Origin of the sequence: Nocardia sp. NPDC088792 (assembly GCF_044750615.1) — a bacterium.
GTDB lineage: Bacteria > Actinomycetota > Actinomycetes > Mycobacteriales > Mycobacteriaceae > Nocardia.
On sequence record NZ_JBIVKC010000005.1, the window covers coordinates 284,690 to 304,160 of the forward strand.

General features: G+C 67.9%; 23 protein-coding genes and 4 tRNA genes. 13 read left to right on the top strand and 14 right to left on the bottom strand.

What is annotated here, in order from left to right; all coding sequences use genetic code 11:
- The first annotated feature begins 29 nt into the window (after positions 1 to 29).
- The 3 genes from ACIP5Y_RS33485 (at position 30) to ACIP5Y_RS33495 (ending at position 1,981) form a co-directional block, all read left to right on the top strand.
- On the top strand, positions 30 to 1,205 hold the full coding sequence (locus tag ACIP5Y_RS33485; protein WP_400356303.1) for an alpha-hydroxy-acid oxidizing protein: 1,176 nt from the start codon (positions 30 to 32) through the stop codon (positions 1,203 to 1,205).
- Positions 1,206 to 1,385: 180 nt separating this feature from the next.
- A complete protein-coding gene (locus tag ACIP5Y_RS33490; protein ID WP_400356923.1) occupies positions 1,386 to 1,820 on the top strand; it encodes a MarR family winged helix-turn-helix transcriptional regulator in 435 nt (144 codons plus the stop codon).
- 76 nt (positions 1,821 to 1,896) lie between these two features.
- Positions 1,897 to 1,981: transfer RNA gene (locus ACIP5Y_RS33495), tRNA-Ser, on the top strand.
- An 82-nt stretch (positions 1,982 to 2,063) separates the two neighbouring features.
- On the opposite strand, the gene ACIP5Y_RS33500 is transcribed toward ACIP5Y_RS33495, so the two are convergent.
- From ACIP5Y_RS33500 to ACIP5Y_RS33520, 5 genes are all read right to left on the bottom strand, one after another.
- On the bottom strand, positions 2,064 to 3,587 hold the full coding sequence (locus tag ACIP5Y_RS33500; RefSeq protein WP_400356305.1) for a S10 family peptidase: 1,524 nt from the start codon (positions 3,585 to 3,587) through the stop codon (positions 2,064 to 2,066).
- 30 nt (positions 3,588 to 3,617) lie between these two features.
- Positions 3,618 to 4,502: a GH25 family lysozyme gene (locus ACIP5Y_RS33505; RefSeq protein WP_400356307.1), complete on the bottom strand. Its 885-nt coding sequence runs from the start codon at positions 4,500 to 4,502 to the stop codon at positions 3,618 to 3,620.
- Between the two features lie 141 nt (positions 4,503 to 4,643).
- The gene (locus ACIP5Y_RS33510) at positions 4,644 to 5,417 is read right to left on the bottom strand and encodes a hypothetical protein (RefSeq protein WP_400356309.1); all 774 of its coding nucleotides are present in this window, start codon (positions 5,415 to 5,417) and stop codon (positions 4,644 to 4,646) included.
- Complete coding sequence (locus tag ACIP5Y_RS33515; RefSeq protein ID WP_400356311.1) at positions 5,410 to 6,174, bottom strand: hypothetical protein; 765 nt, start codon at positions 6,172 to 6,174, stop codon at positions 5,410 to 5,412. The genes ACIP5Y_RS33510 and ACIP5Y_RS33515 overlap by 8 nt, the downstream gene beginning before the upstream one ends.
- Before the next feature lie 24 nt (positions 6,175 to 6,198).
- Positions 6,199 to 6,432 carry a hypothetical protein gene (locus ACIP5Y_RS33520; RefSeq protein WP_400356313.1) on the bottom strand — a complete coding sequence of 78 codons (234 nt, stop codon included), beginning with the start codon at positions 6,430 to 6,432 and terminating at the stop codon, positions 6,199 to 6,201.
- A 92-nt stretch (positions 6,433 to 6,524) separates the two neighbouring features.
- On the opposite strand from ACIP5Y_RS33520, the gene ACIP5Y_RS33525 reads away from it, so the two are divergent.
- Entirely contained in the window at positions 6,525 to 6,869 is a 345-nt protein-coding gene (locus ACIP5Y_RS33525; RefSeq protein WP_400356315.1) for a helix-turn-helix domain-containing protein, read from the top strand.
- Here the strand turns inward: ACIP5Y_RS33525 and ACIP5Y_RS33530 are convergent.
- Positions 6,827 to 7,228: a hypothetical protein gene (locus ACIP5Y_RS33530; RefSeq protein WP_400356316.1), complete on the bottom strand. Its 402-nt coding sequence runs from the start codon at positions 7,226 to 7,228 to the stop codon at positions 6,827 to 6,829. The genes ACIP5Y_RS33525 and ACIP5Y_RS33530 overlap by 43 nt on opposite strands.
- A gap of 211 nt (positions 7,229 to 7,439) precedes the next feature.
- Between ACIP5Y_RS33530 and ACIP5Y_RS33535 the strand changes: the two genes are divergently transcribed.
- Positions 7,440 to 8,207, top strand: coding sequence for a helix-turn-helix domain-containing protein (locus ACIP5Y_RS33535; protein WP_400356318.1), 768 nt, complete (start codon positions 7,440 to 7,442; stop codon positions 8,205 to 8,207).
- Here the strand turns inward: ACIP5Y_RS33535 and ACIP5Y_RS33540 are convergent.
- The 3 genes from ACIP5Y_RS33540 to hisC form a co-directional block, all read right to left on the bottom strand.
- A complete protein-coding gene (locus ACIP5Y_RS33540; RefSeq protein ID WP_400356320.1) occupies positions 8,178 to 8,798 on the bottom strand; it encodes an alpha/beta fold hydrolase in 621 nt (206 codons plus the stop codon). The two genes, ACIP5Y_RS33535 and ACIP5Y_RS33540, sit on opposite strands and share 30 nt — an antisense overlap.
- A 117-nt stretch (positions 8,799 to 8,915) precedes the next feature.
- On the bottom strand, positions 8,916 to 9,728 hold the full coding sequence (locus tag ACIP5Y_RS33545; RefSeq protein WP_400356322.1) for an alpha/beta fold hydrolase: 813 nt from the start codon (positions 9,726 to 9,728) through the stop codon (positions 8,916 to 8,918).
- A gap of 127 nt (positions 9,729 to 9,855) precedes the next feature.
- On the bottom strand, positions 9,856 to 10,935 hold the full coding sequence (hisC, locus tag ACIP5Y_RS33550) for a histidinol-phosphate transaminase (RefSeq protein WP_400356323.1): 1,080 nt from the start codon (positions 10,933 to 10,935) through the stop codon (positions 9,856 to 9,858).
- Between the two features lie 172 nt (positions 10,936 to 11,107).
- On the opposite strand from hisC, the gene ACIP5Y_RS33555 reads away from it, so the two are divergent.
- From ACIP5Y_RS33555 to ACIP5Y_RS33570, 4 genes are all read left to right on the top strand, one after another.
- Complete coding sequence (locus ACIP5Y_RS33555; RefSeq protein ID WP_400356325.1) at positions 11,108 to 11,797, top strand: dienelactone hydrolase family protein; 690 nt, start codon at positions 11,108 to 11,110, stop codon at positions 11,795 to 11,797.
- A gap of 108 nt (positions 11,798 to 11,905) precedes the next feature.
- Positions 11,906 to 11,995 (top strand) — tRNA-Ser (locus ACIP5Y_RS33560).
- 37 nt (positions 11,996 to 12,032) lie between these two features.
- A tRNA-Arg gene (locus ACIP5Y_RS33565) sits at positions 12,033 to 12,105 on the top strand.
- Positions 12,106 to 12,427: 322 nt separating this feature from the next.
- Entirely contained in the window at positions 12,428 to 13,156 is a 729-nt protein-coding gene (locus tag ACIP5Y_RS33570; protein ID WP_400356327.1) for a helix-turn-helix domain-containing protein, read from the top strand.
- A gap of 28 nt (positions 13,157 to 13,184) precedes the next feature.
- Here the strand turns inward: ACIP5Y_RS33570 and ACIP5Y_RS33575 are convergent, their stop codons facing one another.
- The 4 genes from ACIP5Y_RS33575 to ACIP5Y_RS33590 all read right to left on the bottom strand — a co-directional run bounded on the left by ACIP5Y_RS33575 (position 13,185) and on the right by ACIP5Y_RS33590 (position 16,414).
- On the bottom strand, positions 13,185 to 13,895 hold the full coding sequence (locus tag ACIP5Y_RS33575) for a maleylpyruvate isomerase family mycothiol-dependent enzyme (protein WP_400356329.1): 711 nt from the start codon (positions 13,893 to 13,895) through the stop codon (positions 13,185 to 13,187).
- A 9-nt stretch (positions 13,896 to 13,904) separates the two neighbouring features.
- Complete coding sequence (locus ACIP5Y_RS33580) at positions 13,905 to 14,639, bottom strand: DUF998 domain-containing protein (RefSeq protein WP_400356331.1); 735 nt, start codon at positions 14,637 to 14,639, stop codon at positions 13,905 to 13,907.
- 128 nt (positions 14,640 to 14,767) lie between these two features.
- A complete protein-coding gene (locus ACIP5Y_RS33585; protein WP_400356333.1) occupies positions 14,768 to 15,184 on the bottom strand; it encodes a very short patch repair endonuclease in 417 nt (138 codons plus the stop codon).
- 87 nt (positions 15,185 to 15,271) lie between these two features.
- Positions 15,272 to 16,414, bottom strand: coding sequence for a DNA cytosine methyltransferase (locus ACIP5Y_RS33590; protein WP_400356924.1), 1,143 nt, complete (start codon positions 16,412 to 16,414; stop codon positions 15,272 to 15,274).
- 259 nt (positions 16,415 to 16,673) lie between these two features.
- Here ACIP5Y_RS33590 and ACIP5Y_RS33595 point away from each other — a divergent pair, with 259 nt between their 5' ends.
- On the top strand, positions 16,674 to 17,276 hold the full coding sequence (locus tag ACIP5Y_RS33595) for a putative glycolipid-binding domain-containing protein (protein ID WP_397005772.1): 603 nt from the start codon (positions 16,674 to 16,676) through the stop codon (positions 17,274 to 17,276).
- Between the two features lie 8 nt (positions 17,277 to 17,284).
- On the opposite strand, the gene ACIP5Y_RS33600 is transcribed toward ACIP5Y_RS33595, so the two are convergent.
- Positions 17,285 to 18,232, bottom strand: coding sequence for a prephenate dehydrogenase (locus ACIP5Y_RS33600; RefSeq protein WP_400356336.1), 948 nt, complete (start codon positions 18,230 to 18,232; stop codon positions 17,285 to 17,287).
- 58 nt (positions 18,233 to 18,290) lie between these two features.
- Between ACIP5Y_RS33600 and ACIP5Y_RS33605 the strand changes: the two genes are divergently transcribed.
- The 3 genes from ACIP5Y_RS33605 to ACIP5Y_RS33615 all read left to right on the top strand — a co-directional run bounded on the left by ACIP5Y_RS33605 (position 18,291) and on the right by ACIP5Y_RS33615 (position 19,448).
- Entirely contained in the window at positions 18,291 to 18,830 is a 540-nt protein-coding gene (locus tag ACIP5Y_RS33605) for a tRNA adenosine deaminase-associated protein (protein ID WP_400356337.1), read from the top strand.
- Positions 18,831 to 18,865: 35 nt separating this feature from the next.
- A complete protein-coding gene (locus tag ACIP5Y_RS33610) occupies positions 18,866 to 19,303 on the top strand; it encodes a nucleoside deaminase (protein WP_400356925.1) in 438 nt (145 codons plus the stop codon).
- Between the two features lie 54 nt (positions 19,304 to 19,357).
- Positions 19,358 to 19,448, top strand: a tRNA-Ser gene (locus ACIP5Y_RS33615).
- The last annotated feature ends 23 nt before the right edge of the window (positions 19,449 to 19,471 follow it).

The following is a 19,471-nucleotide window of genomic DNA, read 5'->3' on the forward strand; positions in this document are numbered from 1 at the left end:
CATGGCGTGCAGGTACTAGCGTTCGGTGCATGAGCAGTTTCGTCGACTTCCAGAACGAGATCTACCTCTCCGGCCTCGCGGGCATCGTCCCCTCGCTACCCATGACCGCGGCGGGCCTGGAAGAGCGGGCTCGGGAAGTCCTCGACCCGGCGGCCTTCGCCTACGTGGCCGGCAGCGCCTCCGCCGAACGCACCGCGCACGCCAATCTCACCGCCTTCGACAAATACCGGCTGCTCCCGCGCATGCTGCGCGGCTCGAGCGCCCCCGGCGCCCGCGATCTGTCCATCGAAATCCTCGGAACCCGGCTCGCCGCACCGATTCTCACCGCCCCCATCGGGGTCCTCGGCCTGCTGCACGAGCACGGTGAGGCCGTGATCGCCGAGGTGACCCGCGAACTCGGCATCGGCATGGTGCTGTCCACCGCCGCCTCCACCACCATCGAAGAGGTGGGTGCGCGCGCCGGCGCCTGGTGGCATCAGCTGTATTGGCCCGATGACAAGGAATTGGCGCGTTCTTTCGTCGAGCGCGCCGAAAAGTCCGGTGCGAGCGCCATTGTGGTCACCGTCGACACGCCCGCCTTGGGCTGGCGGCCCCGCGATCTGGCCCTCGGGCACCTGCCGTTCCTGCAGGGCAAGGGAATTGCCAACTATCTGTCCGATCCGGTCTTCCGGGCGAAACTCACCGCCGACCCGGAGGAGAGCCCGGAGGCCATGCGGGCCGCCATTCTCACCTGGACCGGACTGTTCGGGAATCACGGTCTGCGGCCCGCCGATATCGCCCGCCTGCGGGACTGGACCGAATTGCCGATCGCCGTGAAGGGCGTGCTGCACCCCGACGACGCCCGGCAGGTGGTGGATGCGGGCGCGGATGCCGTCATCGTCAGTAACCACGGCGGCCGGCAGGTGGACGGCGCGGTCGCCGCCCTCGATGCGCTGCCGACGATCGTCGCCACGGTCGGTGATCGCGCGGAGGTGTTGTTCGACTCGGGTATTCGCGCCGGATCGGACGTCATGATCGCGCTCGCGCTGGGCGCGAAAGCAGTCCTGTACGGCCGTCCCTGGGCCTACGGTCTCGGTCTCGCCGGCGCGGACGGCGCCCGGCACGCCTTGCGTACCCTGCTCGCGGATTTCGATGCGGCCATGGGGCTTTCCGGCTGTACCGCGCTGCATGATCTGTCCCGGACCATGCTCTCCTCGCATCGTTGACCTATATGTCTGTATCGCTGACGCATTCGAGTCATATCGCTGACGCATATGTACAGCTGCCCCGGGTACTCCAACGTCACTGTGAATAGAATCGAGCCCGTGGTTGTCGAACCCGGGGGACGCTTCGCGGCCGAACCGCGGTGGCTCACCCCTGAGCAGCAACGGGCCTGGCGCGCGTACATGAACGGCAGCCAGCGGCTCATGGCCGACCTCAACAAGCAACTCCAGCGCGACAGCGATCTCTCCTTCGCCGACTACCGCATCCTGGTGAAACTCTCCGAGGCCCCGGGCCGCGCCCTGCGCATGAGCGACCTCGCCGACGGCGTGCTCTCCTCCCGCAGCCGCCTGACCCACCAGATCCGCCGCATGGAAACCCAGCACATGGTCCGCCGCATGGCCGCCGAGGACGACGGCCGCGGTGTCCTCGCCCAGCTCACCGAGGAAGGAATGCGCCGCCTCCGCGCCGCCGCCCCCGGCCACGTAGCCGCCGTTCGCCGCTTCTTCGTAGACCTCCTCACCCCCCAGCAACTCGCCGCCGTAGCCACCGCCCTCGATCTGGTAGACCAGGCCGCCGACCACCGCGCCGCCGTCCCCCCACCACCCACCCCGGACTGACCACCCCGTCCCGCCCCCGGCCGCGCCGGGATCTCCGAAGCGCACCCCCGCCCCGATCGGTTACGATCAAGCGCCTGGAAGCGTGGCAGAGCGGCCGAATGCACTCGCCTTGAAAGCGAGCGTCGCGAGAGCGACCGGGGGTTCAAATCCCTCCGCTTCCGCTGAGAACACGATGCTGGACAACGTACTGCGCGCCGCGCCGGGACTCGGTCCCGGCGCGGCGCGTTCGTATGGGGCGTGCCCCTATCGGCCGGCGGTGGCGGCGTCGTACATTTCCGCGAGGTCGCGCTTCAGCGCGGTCCGCGAATCACCGTCCAGGTAGATCATGTGACCCGACGGGTAGAAGCGGGTCGAAATGTTCTGCCGGACAGTGGGATCCACCAGCGGCATGGCCTGGAGGTCCAGCACCGTCTGGTGGAACGGCGTGACGTAGTCGAAGTAGCCGTTGGCGGACAACACCTTCAGGTCCACATTGGCCGCCATGACGGCGGCCAGGTCGCCGGCGGTGTACAGGGACGCGGGGCCCTGCTTGGTGCCGGTCGGGTCGACGTGGGTGAAGTCCCAGTTGAGGAACGCCTGATTGTTCAGGTCGGTGAACGACGAGGTCGAGGTGTACTTCAGCTGTTCGTTGAGGTACCAGTTCCACATCGTGGTGTAGACGCCGGAGACCGCGGCCATGGTCGGATCGTTGCCGCCGGAGTTGGAACTGACGGTGGCCGAGATGCCGGTTTCGATGGCGGTCACGCGGCCGTCGTAGGCGCCGAGCGCCAGGCCCTGCTCGACCAGCAGCGTGGTCAGGAACGGCTGCCCGATGGCGAGGCTCCAGGACCGCAGCACGGCCTTGTCGATGCCGGTGTAGGCGGCGAGCTTGTCGACCACCGCCGGATCGGCCTTCGGGAACGCCTTCAGCGCGATCCCGTAGTCGCCGTCCGCGAACTGCTCGACCTCCTTCGCGAAGGCGGGCAGATCGGTTGGCGGCGGGGTGATCCCGAGCCGATTGTGGTACCAGGCGTCGGCGGCCGCGGTCGGCAGCAGGCCGGCGGCATTACCCGAGGTCCGGTAGTCGAGGATCGACGACTGCAGCGTGATGCCGTTCAGATCGATGCCGTCCTCGTGCAGCGCGTAGGCGAGCACGCAACTGCGGGCGGTGCCATACGATTCGCCGAACAGGAACTTCGGCGAGTTCCAGCGGCTGTACTTGGTCAGGTACCGCTTGATGAAGTCCTTGACCGATTCGGCGTCCTGATCGGTGCCCCAGAACTCGCGGTTCTTGTGCGGCGCAATGGCGGCCGAGTAGCCGGTGCCGACCGGATTGACGAAGACCAGATCGGTCTTGTCGATCAGGCTGTCCGGGTTGTCCTCCATCGAATACGGTGCGGGAGGCGTGAAGTCGGGCATCTTGGTCTTGATCCGGCGCGGCGCGAACGAGCCCAGCAGGGTGAACACCGCCGAGGAACCGGGACCGCCGTTGTAGACGAAGGTGACCGGGCGATCGGCCTGCTGACCGTCCTGGGTGAACGCGACATAGAACATCTTCGCGTTCGGCTGCGAACTGCTCGGGTCGACGGTGACCAGATGTCCCGCGGTCGCCGTGTACGCGATCTCGCTGCCATTGATGGTGATGGTGTGATGCGTGACGGCCGCGTTTTCCGTTGCGTCCGTGACATTGTCATCGGGGCCCATGCCGTACGCGACGGTATCGTCGAACGGCTGATCGGCGCTGCCGTCGGCGGGGGCCTGCGGGCCGGCTATCGAATCGATGGTCATGCTGTGTCTTCTTTCTCTCGGGGGGAGTGCCTACTCGGGCTGTGCCGGATCGAAACCGGCGAGGCCGAGCTTCTGGCCGATCGCGGCGAGTGCCGTGACGACGTCATGGCCGGCCAGGCACGGGTGGCCGGTGTTCTTCTGGCTGGGTGGCAGGTTCTGCCGGGAACCGATGCCGCCCAGGCCGTCCACGACGAGGTCGGCGTGGTAGGAGATCCATTTGAAGGCGTCCGCGACGGTGAGCGGATTGCCATAGGCATCGGTGAGGGTGTCGGAGAGTTGCATATCGGTCCTTCCTGTGAGGAGATCGGTGAGCTGGGCGGCGGTGCCGCGGAAGGCGTCGGCGTCCACGGATTCGCCTGCGACGGAGGCACTGTCGGTGAACTGCCAGAGCTGCGGGGTGCCATTGCCGTACGGCGCCCAGCCCGGGCCGGAGTCGCCGCCTGCGCCGCCGTAGAGGTCGCTGGCGTAGCCGCCGCCGCTGACCGGGTAATTGGAGGCGACCAGGCCGGAGACCTGGGAGAGGTCCGGTCGGCCGATCTGCTGCCAGTACCAATTCGGCAGGTAGGTGAGGGCGACGTGGACGCCCGCGGAGTTGAAGGCGGCGACGAGATTCCAGTAATCGGTGATGGTTCCGGATTTCGCCTCGAAGTCGATCATCACCTGGGCGCCGCCGCCGTTCCCGACGAAGGTCTGCACCTGCGATGCCGGGGAACAGGATGAAATGGCGTAGTGGTAGCCGATGATCGGCAGTCCGGCGGCCTGTGCGGCGCTCAGGTAGCCGGGCCAGGTGGTGTCCTGGAAGTAATTGCCCTCCGAGACCTTCGCCTCGACCCAGGAAAAGCCTTCCTGTGCAACCTGATTCAGGTTCAGTACCGGGCTGTTGTTGTTGGAGATATCGATTCCGTACAGCGTCATGCGTCCTCCCTTGCGAGCAGGTCGTGGGATGTGCGATTTCGGCCCGGCGCTTCGCCTCGAGGGGGTGCGGGCATGAAAAAACCCGATCCGCGAGTGGGACCGGGTTGGGATGCGATTGATGAATCGCGTTGTGGCGCAAGCCTATCCGACATTCCTTCGGTGCGCCACCCCCATTTTCTCGTGCCGCTTTCTCAGGTCGTGCAGGACGTCACCGGCGTTATAGAGGTTCTGCCGATCGCGGGTCCGGCCCCGGACCGGGATCGGATCCGTCTTCCGGTAGGCCATGTCGTGGATGGTCTTCGGTTTCACGGTGAGGCCGAGCCGGTCCCGGACGATATGGGCGAGCTGTCCGGCGGTGTAGTCGCGGGTCTCGAGTTCGGCCTGGATGCGAGCGTCATTGTCGGCCTTGACCGTCACGGTGCCGCAGCCGCCACAGGTGATCCGGAGATCGTCGTGCGCGGCGCGCAGATCGCCGCCGCAGCCCGGGCAAGGCCCCTGATAGGCGAGCACGCGTGGACGGTCGACGGCCCGGAACGCCCGCCCGTGCGCGTCCCGGATCTCGTCGACGGCCTCGTCCGCGTCCGGACAGCAGGCGAGGTCGGCGAGATGCCGTTCGAGCCAGCGGGCGTAGCCGTCCGCGCGCAGCTCGCCGGGCCACGGCACGCCCCGCTCCGTGCAGACGTGGACGGTCCAGGCGCGCAGCGTGCCGTGCAGATCGGTCGCGATATCGCTGGCCGCCGGATCGTAGGGGAGCGGGGTGGCGGCGGGGCCGCGTCGCCGGCTCGATCCTCTGGTGCCGTAGCGGGTTCGGCGGGTGATGACATTGTCGAGCTCGGCGACGAGCCAGCCGTGGATATCGCGCAGCTCGACGACCAGGCTCCCGACCGGAACCGGTCCGCCGCTGATCTCAGACATGAAGGTGCTCCTCGGTACGGGATTCGGGCCCGGCCGCGCCGGGGCGCCGGACCATGGCGGCACGCACCGCGGCGATCCCCCGGCGCGCCCGTTCGGCGGTGCCGGCATCGTGGTCGCAGACCTGCGTGCCCTGATAGCCGTGCTCGTCGCAGAGGCCGCAGCGCGAGATCGCGTGCGCCCGATGGGCATCGAACCCGCGGCGAGCGGTACCGGGTATCGGGTGCCGGGTGTCAGGGGAAAAGAACCGATCCGGATCACCGATCCGATCGGTCATCCCATCGGTGATCGGCGCCGGAATGGGCAGCAGCTGTGCGAGTTTGGCCGCGGACATCGGGTGTGTCCACGACGAGAACTCGGGGAACTCCCGATGGAGCAGCTCGATCTCGGTGAGGACGGCCGCACGCAGCTTCCGGGACGCCACGGCGTGGTAGGCATTGACGAGCGCGACGGCCATCTTCGGATTGCGGAGCAGTTCGTCCCAGCGAATGTGCTTGCACAGCAAGGCTTCTTCGGTTTCCGGGTCGAAGAGTCCGAAGCCGGCGGCCGCGTATTCGGCGGCGGCCGCCTCGACAGCCGCCAGGGTCCAGCCCCGGGCGCGTGGCAGTAACCGCGCCGGGCGCCAGTCGACGCGCCCGCAATACGAGACGCCGGGGCCGTGGCGCAGCACGTAATCGAGATGCTGTGCGGCGGGGGTGAGTTCGGTGTATTTCGCGTCATCCCAGATCCACAGGGGGTTGCGGGCGTATTCACGCGCCATGTCGTACTGCTTTCGGGTCGGTGGTCACCGGCTCGCCTCCTTGGGTTCGAAGAATCGGGCGGGTGAGATCTCGAGGGCGGTGGCGATGCGTTCCAGCTCGCCGAGCGTGAAGGGGGTGTGTCCGTCGAGCCGGCCGCTCATGGTGGCGTCGGTGATTCCGGCGTCGCTGCCGACTCTTTCCTCGCTGTGCCCGGAGGCAGTGATGAGGGATCGGACGCGGGTGGCTACCTGGTGGGGCCAGGACCGCAGTATCTCCATATGGAGACGATAACTCCAAACGGAGTCACTCACAACCCGGCTATGACGGGTCATGCCTTGGCGAGTCTCCATATGGAAACTAGAGTGGTCCCATGGCCACAGGCGCACGGACAACGGGATGGCTCACCGAGGCGGTCGCGGCCGAGATCCGCGCACTGATGGGACGACGCGACATCAACCAGGCCGGGCTGAGCCGGGCGACCGGCATCCCCAAGGCCACGGTGTCGTCCCTGCTCGGACTGCGGAAAGCGATGGATCTGGAACAGTTCCACGCCATCTCGGTCGCGCTCGGCGCCGAACCCGACGAGCTCATGCGACTGGCGATCGCGCATGCGCGCAGCCTGGAACGCAACCACCCGGAACAGATGCCCGAACCCGTCGACTACGTGAAGATCTACCGCACCGCGGGCCCCGACTGGCCCGCCGACGGCGCATAACCCTGCCGCCGGCCCGGGCAGGCGATACCGGGCGGCGTCGCGGGCCGCCACAACCAGCACGACCAGCGGTCCTCGGTGAACATCCAGCAGCCCTCCTCGTCGGACGGCGGATTCCACACCGCGTGCACCGCCGCACCGGCCAGGATCTTGATGTCCTCGGCCGTGGCGTTCCAGCACGGCATGGCCTCGACGACACCCTCCAGCAGCACATCGATCCGGCCGAACTTGGCCATCCAGCCCTCACGGGTCAGCACGTACTCGATCGGACCCAGTATTCCGCGCAGCAGTGAAATTCCCAGCCCGGCAAGCTCTTCCAGCGTCACCCGCAACGCCGGCACCTCGAGCGGTGCGTTCCACATTATCGAATACCCCTGTCCCGCAATCGAATGATCGAGGGCGGAGCGGCCTCGCGCCCCCAGTGCACGAGCTGGTCATAACCAGGACTTTCATCCTGTCAATGCATCTCGGGCACAGGCAAGATCTGGAAGTCGCCCAAAATAGGGGGTAGCGGCGCGCAGGGTACCCCCGGTAAGGGGTAGTTAAACCGCAGCATGCGCAAAGGAGCCGACAATGCAGGAAGTGGAAGGGATGGCACTCGAATTGCCCACCCTGGCCGCGTTCGTGAGGCGACTACGCATCCGCCGGGGGTGGACCCAACGGCAGCTCGCCATCGAAGCACACCTGGGCCTCGGCACCATCCGCAAGATCGAACAGGACGCACCGGTCAGCATCGGCGACCGCGCCCTCACCGCTCTCGCACAGGCCTTGTGCGACAACACACATGAGCGCGTGCACCTGCGCGCCCTCGCCGGAAAATCCGAGACGTCCACCGGTCTCGGCGTCACCGCGGCCGGACTCGTCGGGCGTGTCCTGGCCGCCTTCGAACCGTCACCGGCGGCCTGGCTGTACAACTGGCGCGTCGATCAGGCCAACGACACCTACCGCCGGTTGTTCCCCGGACTGGCCGAAGCGGAGAACCTGCCGCTCTGGGTGTTCCGCGATCCACGCGCCCGGCTGGTACTGCGCGACTGGCACCGCGAAGCCGACGCCGTCGCCGGGATGCTGCGGCACACCGCGACAGACCCGCATGTCCGCACCGCCACCGCCGGCGTCATCAAATCCGTTGAGACAGTGCACGAATTCCGGCGGGCATGGGAATCGGAAGTGGTCTACATCCACCGCCCCTGTGCCCGGCGCCGCATCTGGGTGCCGCGCAGTGAGCAGTTGATCCACCTCGAGGAGACGCTGATCCCGGTGACCGCCGGGGGTCTGCTCACCCTCGGCGTCGTCCGCGAGCAGGCCGCGAGATCAGGACGGAGCTACCAGGAAATCGCGTAGCAGCCGGGCCGGGCCGCCCAGCCCGTCGGCCAGCTCCTGCACGGTGGTGAGCGAGAACGACTGCTCGCCATTGCCGTAGATGACGATGGCGGGCTGGGCGATCTGGTCGAGCAGCGGCGTGAGGTCCTCGTGATCGAGCAGGGCCCAGGTGGCGAGTTCCAGTCGATCCCGGCCGTGCGCATGCCATTTCCGGATCCACGCCTCACGCTGATCGACGGTGAACGGCGTTGCCGCACTGGACATCAGCGCCAGCCGCGTCACCCGCGACGGGTACTGCAGCGCCATCCGCATCGCGATGAACCCGCCCTGCGACAGCCCGCCCGAAACGACCCGATCGATCCCGAGCTCGTCCAGGATCGCCCAGGCGTCCCACGCCAGATCCCAATAGGTGTAAGGGTTTCCGGCATCGGTGGTCAGTCCGTGCCCGCGGGCGTCCATGGCGATCACGCGATAATCCGGCGACAGCTGCGCCGCGATGTCGTCGAACATGTGGCCATCCATGAAGAAACCGTGGTGCAGCATCACGGCGGGACCGTCACCACCCGTATCGAGGTAGTGGATGGTGGCATCCTCGGTGGTCACATACGGCATGTACACATCCCTCCGGTGTCGTCGAGAACGCTGCCCCGACAGGCTAACCGGAGTGAGTGCCCGCCGTATCGATCTTGATGGGCACGCGTCCAAGAGGGTGGGGGATGGGTGTGCCGCCTACGAGTTCGGCAGCCCCGCAAGGAAATCGCGGATCAGCGGATCCGTGAGTTCGGGATGCGTCCACGTCACCGCGTGCGCGGCCGCGAACGCGTCGATCGTCTCCACCCGGGCCGGGCCGCCCATCGACCCGGCCATGGCCTCGGTCTTCGCGCGGGTCTGCACCGGGTCGCCGACGCCGTGCATCAGCAGCGCGGGAGCGGTGATCTCCCCGAGCCGGTCCTCGATGCCCTCCCGATCGATGAGCGCGCGCCCGGCCAGCAGCGGCCGCCGCCGATCCCCGGCCAGCCACTTGTCCACCCAGAACTGTTGATGCCGTTCGACATCGCCGCCGATCTGCTGCACCGCGATGAGCTTGGCGAGGGGTTCGAGCGGCTCGTCGCCGAGAATCCAGCTGTCCATGATGACCCGCTCGAAGACCGGCCGCTCGAAACCGTCGTAGGCATCGGCCCGGGAACCGACGAGGATCAGGCCGCGCACCCGGCCCGGCTGTTGCAGGGCCATGCGCAGTCCGGTCCAGCCGCCCTGCAACAGGCCGCCGGTGACGATGCGGTCCAGCCCGAGCCGGTCGGCGACCTGCCAGGCATCCTGCGCCAGTCGCCAGTAGTCGAAGGGCACGCCCGGATCCTCGGTCAGGCCGTGGCCGCGCGAGTCGACGGCGATCACCCGGTAGTCCGGCGCGAGTGACCGCAGCTGCGGCGCCCACATATCGGCGTCCATGAAGATCCCGTGCATGAGCAGCACGGCGGGACCGTCGCCGCCGGTGTCGAGATAGTGGATCTTCGCACCGTCATCGGTGGTCACAAACGGCATGGCAGAGGCCCCCTCGCGCAGGTTTCCGGTCGTGCCTGCGGGTCTCCGAGGCGCACCCGACGATAACAGGAACGTGTTCCAGTCAGCATCGGGCGCGGGAAACCGGACAGCGCACCGGAATTCGCGACTACCCCAGGAAGCGCGCGACCGTCGCGGGATCGGTGGCGAAGGCGAGGAAGCGATCGTTCTCGTGCGGATCGCCGGCGGTGATGCGGACACCGTCCGTGCCGTAGGGCCGGATAACCACGCCCGCCGCCTCGCTCGCCGCACCGTACTCGGCGCTGCGGTCGCCGAGCGGCAGCCACAGGAAGTTGGCGTGACTGTCGGGGATCCGGTAGCCCGCCGCGACCAGTGCGTCCCGCATGCGATTGCGTTCGGCCACAGTCGCATCCGTGCGCTCCAGCAGCTCGTGCCGGGCCTCCAGCGAGGCGATGGCCGCCGCCTGCGACACCCGGTTCACGCTGAACGGGATATGCACCTTCATGAGCGCCTCGATGACCTTGGGGTCGCCGACCGCGTAGCCGACGCGCAGGCCCGCCAGGCCGTACGCCTTCGAAAACGTGCGCAGCACCAGCACATTCGGGCGATTCCGGCCCAGCTCGACACCGTCGACGCGGTCCTCGGCGGGCAGGCGCAGGTACTCGAAGTAGGCCTCGTCCAGCACCACCAGCACGTTCTCGGGCATGGCGTCGAGGAAGCGTTCGATGGCGGCGCGGCCGTGCGCGGTACCCGTCGGATTGTTCGGGTTGCAGACGAACACCACCCGGGTATTCGGCGTCACGGCGGCGGCCAGCGCGTCCAGGTCGTGTGCGTAATCCGCGTTCAGCGGCACCAGTACGGCCTTGGCCCCGGCCACCCGCGTCACGATCGGGTACGCCTCGAACGAGCGCCACGCGAACACCACCTCGTCGGTGGGCAGGCCGCAGGTGATCTGCACCAGCTCCTGGCACAGCGCCACACTGCCGCAGCCGGCCGCCACGTTTTCCAGCGAGACACCGTGGAATTGTGCGATGGCCGTGCGTAATTCGGTCGCGTTGTTGTCCGGGTACCGGTTGGACAGCTCCACCGCTTCGGAGATGGCCTTCGCCACCGACGGTAGCGGCGGGAAGGTCGTCTCGTTGCTGGCTAGTTTCACGGCACCGGGGTTGGTGCGGCCCGCGACGTACGCGGGGATGGCATCGAGGTCCGGTCGAATGTGCGGGCTCACACCCTCCACCCTATGTCGCGGACCGGTCGTGGTGGTCCGGTGGTGGGATGAATTTTGGCGGGAAAGCTGTCCGGCAGTTAGCTGGACCCGGGACCGTGTCGGAAAATATCCATCGTTTCGGGGTTCCGGAAAGATTTATCACGAATTTACCTAGCACAACTACGCTGGTTTCATGTCGGGCATTTATCGAGAGTTGGCACCTGTGCACGACACGTCTGCGGTCCCGCTGATCGTCCTCGAACCCGAGGGTCACACTCGCGGCGGCATCGTGGTGTTGCACGAATCACGCGAATTCACCGAGCAATTGCTGGAACTCATGCACTCGCTCGCCGCCGACGGCTGGACCGTCCTCGCCCCCGACCTCTTCCACAGAGCCAACGGCACCGGCCCCGACCGCGTCTTCGGCGAGGACCTCTTCGCGGACTTCGACGCCTGCTCCGAATGGCTCACCGGGCACGGCGTTTTCCGCGACTGCATCGGCGTCCTCGGCTTCGACTCGGCCGGCACCGCCGCCGTCCTCGTCGCCACCAACCGCCGCCTCGGCGCCGCCGTCTCCGTCGCCGCCCCCGGCATCGACAACCCCTTGACCCCGCAGGCCCTCGCCCTGACCGCCGCCGTCCCCGCCCTGCAATCACCCTGGCTCGGCCTCTACGGCGCCGACGACCCGCTCACCCCGCCCGACCAGGTCGACCGCCTCCGCGACGCCGCCGCCTGCGCCGACGTCGCCACCCTCGTCGTCAGCTATCCGGGCCTGCACCACCGCCCCGACCACCCCGGCTTCGACCCCACCGCCCTCGACGACGCCTTCGTCCTCGACGCCCAGACCCGCATCTTCGAATGGTTCGACAGCCACCTCCGCTGACCCCCCACGGCACCCCCGCTGACCAGCCGATTTGGCGTCTTGGTCAGCCGCTGTGTAATCTTTCGTCCCGGCGGTTCGAAAGGACCGGGCCCTCGGAAGAAGGCTCCAGGAGGCGTGCCAGAGCGGCCGAATGGGACTCACTGCTAATGAGTTGTCCCTTCACGGGGACCGGAGGTTCAAATCCTCTCGCCTCCGCCAAGCCCGGTACGCCGGGCCGAAACAACTGAACAAGCTTGCGCCCGTAGCTCAACGGATAGAGCATCTGACTACGGATCAGAAGGTTGGGAGTTCGAGTCTCTCCGGGCGCGCAAGAAACGGTCCCGCACCAATAGGTGCGGGACCGTTTTGCATTGCGCGGCAAGCGGCCCGGTCCCGCCATGACCGAAATGGCCCGCAAGATCACCGCGGCCCTAGACGCCGCCTGAGGGGAAGAACGGTGGTTGGTGCGCTCCCCTCCGTCGCACCAACCACCCGGCGGGAGCGCCCCGCGGGTAGCCGGGCGTGCAGGTTCCAGCACCCACTCGAGCCTCTTTCCGGGGCGTGAGAAAGTCAATGCGGTTGGGTCGCACCAGGGGTGAGACTTCGTCCCTGGAGCGGTGTGGTGTGGATGACAGAGCAAGGTGGATGTGGATGAGCAAGAGTCAGCTGGCTGTGTTCGTGCGGTCGCGGCGCGACACGCTCGGTATGACGCAGGCGCAGCTGGCGGGGAAGACCGGATGGTCGAAGTCCGCGATCGAGAAGGTCGAGGCGGGGACTCTCACGCCGGGGCTCGAATTCGCGGGGGCGCTGTTCGACGCGCTGATGGTGCCGTACATCTATCGGGAGCGGGTGGTGGCGGCGCTGTATCCGGGTGCGCTGGACCGGATTCTGGGACAGGTCTCGGGCAGGCCGGATGCCGATGCACTCGCTGATCTCGAAGACCTGCCGTATCCGGCGGCCTATATCGCGTTGCCCGAGGGGGAGGTGCTGGGCGCCAATACCGCTTGGGCCGAGGCATTTCCGGGGCCGAAGGGGACGTCGAACATGTTCGACTACCTGTTTACCGAACCGACCGCCACGGACGTGCTCGTGGACTGGGAGCTGATCACGCACGGGTTCACCTACGGGTTACGCATGATGGGGCCGATCTCGGTGCCCCAGAACGTCATCGACGGAATCGTCGAGCGCTGCCAGGTGCATCCCGACTTCGAGCGCATCTACAACACCGACCCGCCCGCGGCCACGACCCTGCAGCCGGTGCTGCGGATCCGCACGCCGGGTACGGGGGAGATCCGGAATCTGCGCATCAAGATCGACAAACCGCATCTGCCACACAGCCCCTGGGTCACCTACCGTCTCGTCCCGGTGCGCGAACTGTAGATTCGCCTGTGCTACAGGCGAATCGGCGCTATTTCCAGGCGGCGAGCTCGGGCAGGTCGCCGGTCAGATCGGTACCGGGGGAACGGCCGATGAGCCAGGCGGTCAAGGCGCAGGCCGGACCCGAGACGGTCGAAACCGGAGCGCCGAGGGTGCCCGTGTAGCCGGTGTCGGTCGCGGTGATCGTGCGGCCGGGGCCCGTGATGGTGGCGTCGAGCTCCGCCACGGACTGGGGGAGCAGCCGCGCCACGAAATCGGGCGACCACTGCGCCGGCGTATAACCGATGTTCAGGTCCACGTGGTGGATCTCCACCTCCAGCAGCCGCATCCACAGCACGCGCGTGGCCGGCATCTCCCCGCCCTTGCGATTGCGGACGACCGCCGGCCACCGCTCCGCGGGCATGGCCCGCGCCAGCGCCAGCCAGCGCTCGGAGGCCGCGGTGAGATCCTCCAGCTGTTCCCGCAGCGGACGCGGCGCGCCCGCCTCGATATCGGCCTCCCGCAGGAACTGGCTTGCGTACTGCGGGGTTTCGATGCCGGTGCGGGCCCACAGCAGCAGATTCACCAGACTGTCCGCATTGCGGGACAGATGGGCCAGCACATGGCCGCGGGTCCAGCCCGGCAGTAGCGAGGGCTCCACCAGATCGGCATCGGTCAACTCGCCGACGGCGGCGAGCAGGCGGCCGGTCGCGGCGGCGATGGTGTCGAGCTGAGCGGTGAGTTCCGGTGCGTCGCTGGTCACAATCCGACCCTACCCAGGGTGCTGCCCGGAATCGCGTTCAGCGACAACGATTTGCACCGCCAGCACCACCAGCCACAGCGACATGGCGCCCACCTGGATGCGCTGGGCGATGCCGAGACCGTAATTACCGGGCAGATTGTCCGCGATCAGCATCCACGCCGTCACCACCGAACCGACGATCAGGATCCACAGTCCGGTATGCCGCAGGATCGGCCAGCGCCGATATTTGAACGCCGCCACGCTGAACGCGACCATCGCGGCATAGATCGAGAACACCGCCAGACTGCTGGTCAGCGCATGCAACTGATGCAGCTGAGGGAAAAGACCGGTGTCCACATAGCGTTTCGGGGCGGTCGGATCCGCCGCCTGCAGGGGCGCCTGCGCATCCCAGATGGTGGCGCCGCCGAAGCAGACCAGCGCGATCCAGCCGATCGAGGAGTAGAGCCGGCGCGAGAACAACAGCAGCCCACCCAGACCCGCCACCACGAGCAGCGATCCGGAGACCGTGTCACCCGTGGTGAAAACCCACCGGAACGGTGCGCCCTTCTCCGCCAGCTGGCTCAGGAAGGTATTGGTCGGATCGCTCTTGATCGGGAGGATGAACTCCAGCACCCACGACGAATAACCCAGTCCGGCGAATGCGATGAGGATCGCGATGATCCACCGGAGGAATCGCCGCCACCGTGACTGCCGGACGCTGTGGTCCGTCGCCGGTTCCTGATGCTCCTGTTCGGTTGGGATCATCGACGCGCTCGCTTTCGGTGGCCTGCCCTCACTCGCTATCGACTGCCTTGCCCGCAGTTCTGTGCTCCGGACTGGTCGGACGGTCCGGCTATCGCTGTCCATTGTCGCGTATCGCGTTTACCCGGCCGTCACACCGCTCCGGCCAGGGCGCGCCATACCGAGTCCGCCGCGGTGGCCACGCCCTCGTGCTCCCACACCCGCACCACCGTCCACCCGGCCTCGGTCAACCGCATATCGGTATCCCGATCCCGCGCCACATTCCCGGCCAGCTTCGCCGCCCACCACTCGGCATTGTGCTTCGGGTGTGTCGCATGCTCCGGACAGCTGTGCCAGAAACATCCATCCACATAGACCGCCACCTTCCGCCGCGGGAACACGATGTCGGCGCGCCTGCGCAAACCCGGCAGGGGCGCCCTGTCCACGAAGAACCTCGCACCCCTGCGATGCAATTCCCGCCGCAGCTCCAATTCCGGTTTGGTCCCCACCCGCCGCTGCTTCGCCATGCGCGCACTCGTCGCCGCATCGGTACCCGGCCGTGCGCTCACCCCCGCACCCCGCCCTGCCACCGCGTCGTCACGAGGCCATCATCGTCACCGCCGCGAGCACCGACAAGGACGACCCCCGGCGCGGTATCAGGCGGCCTCGCGGGGCGCGCCGCCCATCCGCTCGAGATGCGATTCGACATCGTCGAGGAACCCGGCCGGGAAACGCAGACTGCCCATCCGGGTACGCCGCAGGAAACCGGCCGTGGCGCGCGCCGACAGCAACCGCGGATCATCGAGGAACCAGCGCAGATCCTCGTACGGGGCGTGAACGGGCCAGGTGGACACCGGCATTCGATACACCACCCCGTCCCGGCCCCACGCCGCCGCGGGCCAGCTGCGCCGCGTATGCGGTTCCCCCTCGGGGAAGGGATCATCGGCGGGATCGGCCAGCCGCGAACCGATCCAGTCGGCCATGCGGACACTCACCGCATTACCCGCCAGCTTCCAGCGATGACCCTTCCGCACGCCGGGGACCGTCAAAGCCGGTGCGGTCCAATCACGATCGAAACCCTGCAGGCGTTCCCCATCGGTGATGCCCGGGGTGACGAGCTCACCGGACGGCAGCCGCACCGCGGGCGGACTCGCGATACCGAGCGCCGAACCACCCTTCAAGGTGGGTATCGCGTTCACCGCCCAGCCCAGGCCGCGATTGCCTTCCGTCCAATAGAAGCCGCAGGGATCGTGCGCGGGATCACCGACCTCGCGCGGGCCCGCATCCGCGCCGAACAGCACCGGCCGCGGATCCTCGGTGCGCGACGCCAGCATCAGCACCCGCTCCCGGCGCTGCGGCAGGCCGAACGCCCGCGCATCCACCACCCGGTAGGCCCACAGGTAGCCGAGCTCCTCCAGCGCCGCCGTGATGTGCCGCATGGCCGCACCACCACCCAGTTGCAGCATGAACGGCACATTCTCGATCAGCAGCCAGCGCGGTCCGCGCCGGCGCCGCACCAGCCGGAACACCTCGTCCACCAAACCCGAACGCGGCCCGGTGATTCCGGCCGTACGCCCGGCCTGCGACAGGTCCTGGCACGGGAAACCGGCCGCTACCAATTCCGTACCGGCGGGCAGCGACCGCAACTTGGTCACATCGGAATGCAATGGCACATCCGGGAAATGCGCGCCGAGCACCGCCTGCGCCCCCACATCGATCTCACACAGCAGGTCACTGCGCCAGCCGTGCGCCGAGAGCCCCAGCTCCAGCCCGCCGATGCCGGCGAACAGGCCGACCATCCGCGCGCCTGTCACAACAACAGTCCCTTTCACCGGAGTCCCCCTGCCGGAGAGCACGTTACTCGAGTTCGCTGAGACACACCGTGATCAACACCCGCACCCGGGCGCGCCCGAGAGGCGGTAGCTATCACCGGGCAGCACCACGACACCCAGGACAAAGGCCGCATAACGGGGACTTCGCGCACCGATCCGGCCCGGCGCGAGTGACCTCCGCCGCGCGTGCGCGGGTGCGCGTACCCGTGCACGTACGGTTATAGGCGTGACGGATAGCGGGAGCGAGGAACCGAAGCCACCGACGCCCAAATGGCCCTCGATACTGACCTGGCGGGCGCACAACGGCTCGCGCATGGAGTCCGTCCGGGTGGTGCTCGGCGGCAATCGGATTCGCGCCGCGGGCCGCATCATCGCCGGTGAATGCGAGGACCACCCGGCCTTCAGCGCCTCCTACGACCTGGTCACCGACGAGAACGGGGTGACGCGCCGGCTATCCCTGCGCAGCACCCTCGCCAGCGGCGAACGGCACGCCTCCGTCGCCCGCGACGAAGAGAACTACTGGCTCATCGACGCCGGCAATACCCACGTGCGCTCCACCTTCGGCGGCGCACTGGACGTCGACGTGGTGCTGAGCCCGTTCTTCAACACCCTCCCCATCCGCCGCTACGGCCTCGCCCACGCCAGCGAGGACGTCCAGGTCCCCGTCGTCTACGTCCGCCTCCCCGACCTCCTCGTCCAGGAAGCCTCCCTCACCTACAGCAGCGGCCCCGACGGCATCCACGTCCTCTCACCCGTCTCCTCCGCCACCGTCACCGTCGACGCCGACGGCTTCCTCCTCGACTACCCCGGCCTCGCCGAACGCATCTGAGTTCGGCGTCAAAGGGATTCGATGACGCCGCCTTGGCGGCCGGCTTCGGCGAGCCGGGTGTGCCAATCGTGGTCGCCGGGGCGGATATCGGTAATGGGCCGGCGCTGGTTGTCGTCGAAGTCGACGCGGGCGGAGTGGCCGGCCTCGGTGAGGTCCGTCAGATCGGCGGAGGCGCGCAAGGTGTCTCGGGCCGCTTGCAGGACGCGGAGGGTGTCGTCGAGGACCTCGGCGAGGGCGGCGGCGTTCGGCTCGCAGATGGCGCGGACCAGTTCGGGGGCGGTGGCGGCGACTCGGGTGGCGTCGCGGAACGAGCCGGCGGCCAGGCCCAGCGCCAGTGCGCCGCCGTTCGAGCCCTGCATGGCGAGGGCCTCCGCCAGCACGTGCGGCAGGTGCGAGATGCGGGCCACCGCGCGGTCGTGCTCGTCCGAGAGCACCGGCACCACGACGGCGCCGCAGTCCAATGCCAGCCGGGCGACCCGCTCCCAGGTCTGCGCGTGCACACCGGGATCCACGCTCACGGCCCACGCGGCATCCTTGAACAGGCCGGGAGTGGATGCGGCCCAACCGGATTCGCTGGTGCCGGCCATCGGATGCCCGCCCACGTAGCGGGCGCCCAGCTCATGCCGGTGCACGGCGGCGGTGACCGGGGCCTTCACACTCACCACATCGGTGAGCGCGCAGTCCGGGGCGAAGGCCTTCACATCCGAGAGCACGCCCGCGATGGCGGGCATGGGCACGCCGATCACGATCAGCGCATCCCGGGCGGCCGCCCGGCCGAGGACCGCGGCCACGTCGCTGACCACGTCGAATCCGTCGGCACGCGCGGCCTTCGCACCGGTTTCGGATCGGTTGTAGCCCCACGCCTCGTACCCGGCGGCGACCGCGGCGCGCAGCACGGAACCCCCGATCAACCCGGTACCGAGGACACAGACAGCAGGTTTCGGATCGCCCGTCATACCACCAGATTCGCATACGACTTCAACATTTCCCCCGAAGCGGACTACCGTTGCGGCCATGGCAGCACAGCGCTCGAGCACGAACAGGGCGGCGTCGGATGAATACGACGACGTAGAAGGGTTCGCAGTGGCGGTTGTCCGCGAAGAAGCCAACTGGAAAGTGACGCCTTTGAGCGAGGCCGCACTGCACAGTCTCACCGCGGCCGAGCAAGAGCTCCGCGCCCTGCGAAGCTCGGGCGCCGTCTTCGGCCTGCTCGATGTCGACGACGAATTCTTCATCATCCTGCGCCCGGCCCCGACGGGCAGCCGCATGCTGCTGTCGGACGCCACGGCCGCCATCGACTACGACATCGCGGCCGACGTGCTGGAGCAGCTGAACGTCGAGATCCCGGACATCGATCCGGACGAACTCGACGACGTCGAGCCCTGGGAGGAGGGTGACCTCGGTGTCCTGTCCGACCTGGGCCTCCCCGAACCCGTGCTCAGCGTCATCCTTGCCGAGACCGACCTCTACCCGGACGAGCAGCTCGGCATGATCGCCCAGCGCCTGGGCTTCGCCAACGAGTTCTCGGCAGTCCTGGACAAGCTCCCGCGCTGACCGTGCCGTCCGATTCGGTGACCACCGATGAGGCGATGATCCGCGCAGCCATCGAAGCGGCGGCTGCCGCGGATCCTCGCGATGTCCCGGTCGGCGCGGTCGTCTTCGACGGCTCCGGCCGCGAACTGGCCCGCGCCGCCAATGCCCGTGAGGCCCTCGGTGATCCGACCGCCCATGCCGAGGTCCTCGCCCTGCGCGCGGCCGCGCGGGTGCTCGGCGATGGCTGGCGGCTCGAGCACGCGACCCTCGCGGTGACCCTCGAGCCCTGCACCATGTGCGCCGGCGCCCTGGTCCTGTCCCGTATCGGCAAACTGGTCTTCGGTGCCTGGGAACCGAAAACCGGCGCCGTGGGCTCCCTCTGGGACGTGGTCCGTGACCGACGTCTCAATCACCGCCCCCAGGTCCGCGGCGGCGTCCTCGAATCGGAATGCGCCGCTTTGCTGGACGATTTCTTCAAATCCCAGCGCCCGTAGCGCTCTTTCCAGCCGATTTCGGTATCGGCGGGGTCGTCCGGTAAAGTCACCACCGGTGGCGTGTCCGAGCGGCCTAAGGAGCACGCCTCGAAAGCGTGTGAGGGGTAACCCCCCTCCGAGGGTTCAAATCCCTCCGCCACCGCCACGGCCCCTTGCCTGTTAACGCAG